This is a genomic window from Nocardiopsis lucentensis DSM 44048, from assembly GCF_000341125.1.
GTDB lineage: Bacteria > Actinomycetota > Actinomycetes > Streptosporangiales > Streptosporangiaceae > Nocardiopsis > Nocardiopsis lucentensis.
This window is the reverse complement of record NZ_ANBC01000778.1, coordinates 1-5,643: the sequence shown is the minus strand read 5'-3', so window position 1 is coordinate 5,643 and position 5,643 is coordinate 1. Positions and strand designations below refer to the sequence as shown.

The 5,643-nt window shown below is 67.0% G+C and carries 5 protein-coding genes; 2 read left to right on the top strand and 3 right to left on the bottom strand.

The window, feature by feature from the left end:
• From D471_RS36465 to D471_RS0127190, 3 genes are all read right to left on the bottom strand, one after another.
• Window positions 1-595, bottom strand: a 595-nt coding sequence (locus D471_RS36465; RefSeq protein WP_017601540.1) for a hypothetical protein, incomplete at its 3' end; no start/stop codon positions are given.
• A gap of 313 nt (window positions 596-908) precedes the next feature.
• Window positions 909-3,227 carry a hypothetical protein gene (locus D471_RS0127195; protein ID WP_017601539.1) on the bottom strand — a complete coding sequence of 773 codons (2,319 nt, stop codon included), beginning with the start codon at window positions 3,225-3,227 and terminating at the stop codon, window positions 909-911.
• 178 nt (window positions 3,228-3,405) lie between these two features.
• A complete protein-coding gene (locus D471_RS0127190) occupies window positions 3,406-4,347 on the bottom strand; it encodes a LysR family transcriptional regulator (RefSeq protein ID WP_026128125.1) in 942 nt (313 codons plus the stop codon).
• 90 nt (window positions 4,348-4,437) lie between these two features.
• On the opposite strand from D471_RS0127190, the gene D471_RS0127185 reads away from it, so the two are divergent.
• Together D471_RS0127185 and D471_RS42395 are read left to right on the top strand one after the other, a co-directional pair.
• Complete coding sequence (locus tag D471_RS0127185) at window positions 4,438-4,989, top strand: DapH/DapD/GlmU-related protein (RefSeq protein ID WP_026128124.1); 552 nt, start codon at window positions 4,438-4,440, stop codon at window positions 4,987-4,989.
• Between the two features lie 431 nt (window positions 4,990-5,420).
• Entirely contained in the window at window positions 5,421-5,543 is a 123-nt protein-coding gene (locus tag D471_RS42395) for a hypothetical protein (RefSeq protein ID WP_275041353.1), read from the top strand.
• Window positions 5,544-5,643: the final 100 nt, after the last annotated feature.

Below are 5,643 nucleotides of genomic sequence, written 5' to 3'. Positions count from 1 at the left end.
CCAGCCACACCCAGTCGAGGAGCAGCGAGGCGACGATCCCGGTCAGTCCCCCGAGCATGAGACGAGTGCCCGGGTCGTACGAACGTAGCTGCCCCGCCAGTCGGCTCCACCACGCCCGCCATCCCGTGCGTCCGCGCGTCCACTGCTCGGAACGCGGCGGGCCCTCGCCGGTCACCCGGACCGCCCGTGTGGGGGCGGCCTCGTCGTACAGCGCGACGAGGTCGGGGTCCGCGCACGGTCCGGCCAGGGTGGGAGCCACCAGGTCGGCCGGAGAGGTCACGTGGCACTGCGGGAGCAGCCGGAGCAGTTCGTCGGCCACGGTCCGGTCGAAGATGGTGACGACGATCCGGATGTCGGGGGACATGTGGGCGACCGCCAGCGCGTACCGCAGGGCGGCGGCGTCGTCGTGCAGCAGCACCGCCACGGCGTCGTGGGACGCCGACATCACCTCACGCAGCTCCTCGTCTTTCGGCTGGACGAGGTGCCGGACGGCGTACGTCTCCTCCTGGAGTGACGCGCACACCCCGCGTGCCAGGTTGGTGTCGCCGATGATGACGAACGAGCGGTGCCGGACGGGAGCGTGTGCTTGGCTCATGGGTCGGTTCATCCCTGGCGGGGGGACTGCCCCACCGGTGTTGTGGTGATCGGGTGATTCCGGTCGGGCCGCGCGACGGTGTGGGGCGCGGGTCGACCCGGGGCGGGATTCGTGGTCATCGCACCCGGGCGGCGCGAACACCGCGCCGTGACCGGACAGGGGGAGACGACGACGGATTCCTGACAAACAAGGACGAAGCCGTCGTCTGGAGCACAGTGTAGAGGCCGGTGTCATCGGCGATCGGTCCGGGGGCATGGTGGGCCGTCGGCGCCCCGGTCGCCGTGCGAGCCGGGTGTCCTCACCGGCCCCTCGTTCAGAGGTCTTCAGTGAACGGTCGGGTGCGGCGCGCGACCAGCTCCTGTCCGAGGGAGCGGGGGAAGGGGGGTTTGGTCTGCCAGTCGCGTTTGTACTGTTCTTCCAGAAGTGCTACGAACTTGTCTTCATTCTGCATGCATTCCAGGTCCGGGTCACGTGCCAGGAGTTCGGAGGGGCGATAGTGTTCGCACGCCGAGGGGTTCAACGCCTCGCGGAGCGCCGCGATGACCTCGTCCACAGCCTCTGCCCTCTCCTCGGGGGCGAGCGGGATGCCGGACTCCAACTTCTGGGTGGCGATGAGTGAGGCCTTGTTGTAGGTGATCCCCCACTGCCCCCACCCGGGGTTGAGTTTCCTGAACTCCTCGATGTCCTCCTCTATCCGCTTGAGTTCTTCCTCCTGTCGATGCCGCTGTAGCCACCAGTGCCCGTAGACGGGCAGCCTTCCTTCGGCGGAGGCGATTCGGCTGGCTATGCTGCCGTGTAGCAGGCGGAATCCGATATTGTAGTACTTCCGTCTTCTCCAGGGGGATTCCTGGGAGTTGATTCCGGGGGGAAGGACGCTGTAGGGATTCTTTCCGTGCCACCTCACGTCCTCGCAGAACATCCTCCTCCTGGAGAAGTGCCTGTCCATTGCACAGGCTTCCGCCTTGGCTATGCGGAGAAGGGCGATGCGGATCCTTCGTGGGCCGTCTCGGTTCTCCTCTGGTGAAACGAATTCTTCCTCCTCCAGGTCTTCGAACGTTCTCGACTTCGTTATGAGACCGGCCAGCCTCAGAGCGTGGAAGATGTCACGTAGATCCTGTGGATCCGCTGCGTTCCACACTTCCGCGAACCTGTGGTTCGCGATCATCTTCAGGAGGACGACCATCCGGTATCGGCTTCTCTGGAAGATCTTGTTCCGACTTCTCTTCGATGAGTACTGGGCTCGGTTCACGGCGTGCAGGCGGAGCGCCTTGACATGTTCGCCCTTCTGCTCGTACAGCGACGCCAGTTCATAACGCACCACTCCTGAGGCGCGTCGGGAGTCCGCCGCGCGCCGGAGGATGTCGATACGGTCCTGCTGCATCGCGTGGAACGTTTCGTAGTCCTGATAAGGGTCGGTGGGGCCCTGACCCCAGTATCGTCTGTCGAGTCGCGGGAGTTCCCTGGCCATCAGGTAGGCGGCCAGGTCCTCTCCTTCGTATCTCCCCTTCGCCCACTCCGGTATCAGGGGATCCTCCGCGAACACGCGGGAGGCGACGAACCCGGCCGCCCGAATGGCGGCCAGATCCGAACGGAGCGCGGGCAGCGTGGTCTGGTGCAGTGTCTTACCGGATATACGGTCGTGCACCTCGACCGTGGCCGACACGTACCCGTTGTCCTCGGGGGCGTTTCCCTCCGGGCCGTCGGCCCGTACCCGGACGCCGTAGGACGGGGGAACCGGAAGGACGAGGGCGAATACCCGCATGAGCGCCGAGGTGACCCTGGACCCCGGCAGGTCGCTGCTCTCGACGATGGCGGCGACGGCGTGCCCCGGGGGCGCGCCGGGCTTCCACGCCGGTGCGAGCACCTCGATGGCGGGAAGCCGGGACCTCACCTCATGATTGAGTTTCCTGGTCGCCTCGTTGTCCTGAGTTTTGGTACTGGATACCTGCACACTGGGTTCGCGTCTGACCGCGGTGGCCTCCAACCACAGGTATCCCCCGCCCAGCAGGACCAGGAGCGCGGCGGTCCAGCCCCCTCGGATCGGATCGGGCCAGTCGGGCAGCTGTTCGGAACCCTCGGGAAAACGGCTCCACGCCGCCCAGATGACGGCGGTCGCGGCCATCGCCAGGGCGGAGAGGCGCAGACCGCGCTGACCGAAGACGTGCGCGATCCCTCGGAGTAGGAGGAACGAGGAGAGAAGAGCGGTGCCGTTGAGCACGACGAGGACGGTGAGATAGGGGAGTCGCGGATCTCCGGCGAGGACGGGGAACATGGCGTCCAGTGACCGCCGGAACCAGTTCTCACCGAGGAATCCGCAAAGGCATGGATGGTTCGGCGTTGGAGTCACCGAACCGGGGATTCCAACGCAGCAACGTGTGCCCACCAGTTCGAGGATCGTCAGAGCCATGACGCTGGAGAAGAGGGGGAGCGAAGCCACGACTCCCAGGAGGGCGGAGTCTCCGAGTTCCTCCCGTATCTCCCTTCCGCAGAACCAGATGAGTATCCCGGCCGTGGGGATCAGGATGAACGTGGCGAACGGCGCGGGGGCGGCCAGAAGGGCCGACGACGCGATGGCGATCACGACGGCGGTGAGGCCGAGAAGGGCACAGATACAGATGTTCGTTCCGTACATGTGACGCACCCTCAAAGCGCGGCCGCCGATCCGCGTGCGCTTCGGGATTCCAGCACCGTGCGCGATCCTGAGACGGAGTCGCTACCACTCCACGGTCCCACCGCCGCCGCGCGGGTGCGAGCGGAGTGTCATGCGGTTGACACAGTCGGCCCCCGACCGTTGGGGCGTGCCCGTTGAATCAGTCGCCCACTCGGCGGTCCACCCAGTCCGGGGCCCACACGTCATCCGGGGTTCGCGGCCCTGAGGTGCGCAGATGTTCGCGTAGTGCGTTCAGTACGGGGTGCTGCCCTCCGCTGCGGGACAGCAGCACGTGCGGGTATACCGGGGTCGGATCATGCAACGGGATGCGCCGCAGGTCGTGGGCCTGGGGCCACAGGTACCGGTCCTCGCTGCCGACGAGGGTGGCCAGAGAGGCCGAGTCAGCCAGCGCGTCCATCAGGGCCTCGTCACCGAAGTTGGGGCCGAGCGCGTCGATGCTCAGACCGAAGGCCTCGGACAGGGCATGGTAGAACGCCGCCCACTCCGTACCGGGTCTGATCCCGGGGATCCAGATGCGGTGGCCGGCCAGGTCCGCAGGCCTGGTCCGGGGTGCGTCCGCCAACGGGTGGGCGGGCCCGACCAGGAGTTCCAGGGGTACGTCCAGGAGACGTTCGGTGCTGATCCCGGCCGGGACCCGTTCTGCCGACAGGGCGCGGAAGGACGCGTCGACGGTTCCTTCGAGCACCGCCTGGGCGGCCTGGGCGGCGTTCTCGTTGCTCAGTGTGACCGTGTCCAGGTCCATCTGGGGGTGGGAACGGTAGAACCGGTAGACGGCCTGGGCCGGAGCAATGCGCCGGTTGAGGACGTCGACGCGCAAGGGCCGGCTGCCGGGGCGCACGGCCTGCTCGGCCTGTTCGAGGGCTGTGAGGACCTTCTTGGCGTGCGGCAGGAAGACCTGCCCGTCCAGACTGAGCCTGGAGCCTCGGGAGGTCCGCACCAGGAGCGTGACCCCGAGGTGTCTCTCCAGGGCCGCGATCCGCTTGGAGACCGCCTGCTGGCTGATCCCGAGCTCGTCCGCCGCGGCCTGGAACTGGCCGGTCCCGGTGATGGCCACGAACGTCCTCAGCGCTTCAATATCCACGACCTCAGCCTACTTCTACAACGATTGGTTGTGTCTGGTGGGGCGTACGGTTGTTTGACCGCGCGTTCTGCGGGGTGGTGGGATCAGCGCATGTCTACACGCACAGAACAGGTTATATATGTCCAGACGCCCGATTTCGCGCGCCATGCGGAGCGGATCGTGGAGGTGACCGACGCGACGTCTCGGCTGAACGCGCTGCCGTTTGGCGACAGCGAAGGTCGTGCTGATCTACTTTCTGTTGTGTTCGGTGGCCCGCTCTCGGAGTCGGTGACGATCTACCCGCCGTTCTTCACCGAGTACGGGTTGAACACGACGTTCGGGGAGAACGTGTTCGTCAATCAGGGATGCACGTTCATGGACAAGGGCGGGATCCACATCGGCAACGGTGTCATGATCGCGCCGAAGGTCAGCCTCATCACCGGGGGGCACCCGCTGCCTCTCGCCGAGCGCCGCGAGTACCTCTCCTTCGCCCCGATCGTTATCGAAGACGACGTCTGGATCGGAGCGGCCGCCGTGGTCACCCAGGGAGTGACCATCGGTACCGGTGCCGTGGTCGCTGCAGGCGCGGTGGTCACTCGTGATGTTCCTGCCCGCACCCTGGTCGGGGGAGTTCCCGCCCGAGTGGTCAAGACGATCGACTGAGCCCGCTCGGGCCACCGGCCCGGGGTGAGCAACACCCGCGGTCTGATCCCGATGCCTCGTCACGCCCGGCTGACCGACCAGCGGTGGGACCGGATCCTCCGCGTGCTGCTCGCTGCCGCGGACGCGGCCGGCCGGATCGACCGGAGGGTCGCTGTGGACTCCACGATCGGCCGTTCCCACGGCGGGCCGACCACGAAAATCCATCACGCCGTTGACGGCCGGGGACGGCATCGGCCCTCGTCGTGGCACCCGGGCAGGCGCACGACGGACAGCCCCTCGCCCAGTTGCCGGGCGGCCTGCCCATCCCGAGGACTGGAGCAGGTCGCCCGCGCACGACTCCGTCCATGCTGCTCGGGGCCGGGCGTGCTCCTCCCGCGCGATCTGCCGGACGCTGAAGGCGCGGGGGATCATCGCGGTTATCCCCGAGCGACATGACCAGCACAAACACCGTCGCCGTCGTGGTTCGGCCGGAGGAGGTCCGCCGAAGTCCGACTCAAGCGGTCTACGGGGACCGCGACGTGGTCGAGCGGTCCTTGGCGTCACTCAAGCAGTGAAGGGGGCTGGCCACGAGGTTCGACGAGCTCGCGATCGTCCACCGCTCCGCTGCGGTCCTTGCGGCGGTGCTGGTCTGGACTCGCGTTCAACGGGCACGTC

Excerpts from the sequence above, each read along its gene's own strand:
- D471_RS0127195 (WP_017601539.1), bottom strand. The coding sequence starts at position 3,227 with ATGTACGGAACGAACATCTGTATCTGTGCCCTTCTCGGCCTCACCGCC.
- D471_RS0127185 (WP_026128124.1), top strand. The coding sequence starts at position 4,438 with ATGTCTACACGCACAGAACAGGTTATATATGTCCAGACGCCCGATTTC.
- D471_RS42395 (WP_275041353.1), top strand. The coding sequence starts at position 5,421 with ATGACCAGCACAAACACCGTCGCCGTCGTGGTTCGGCCGGAGGAGGTC.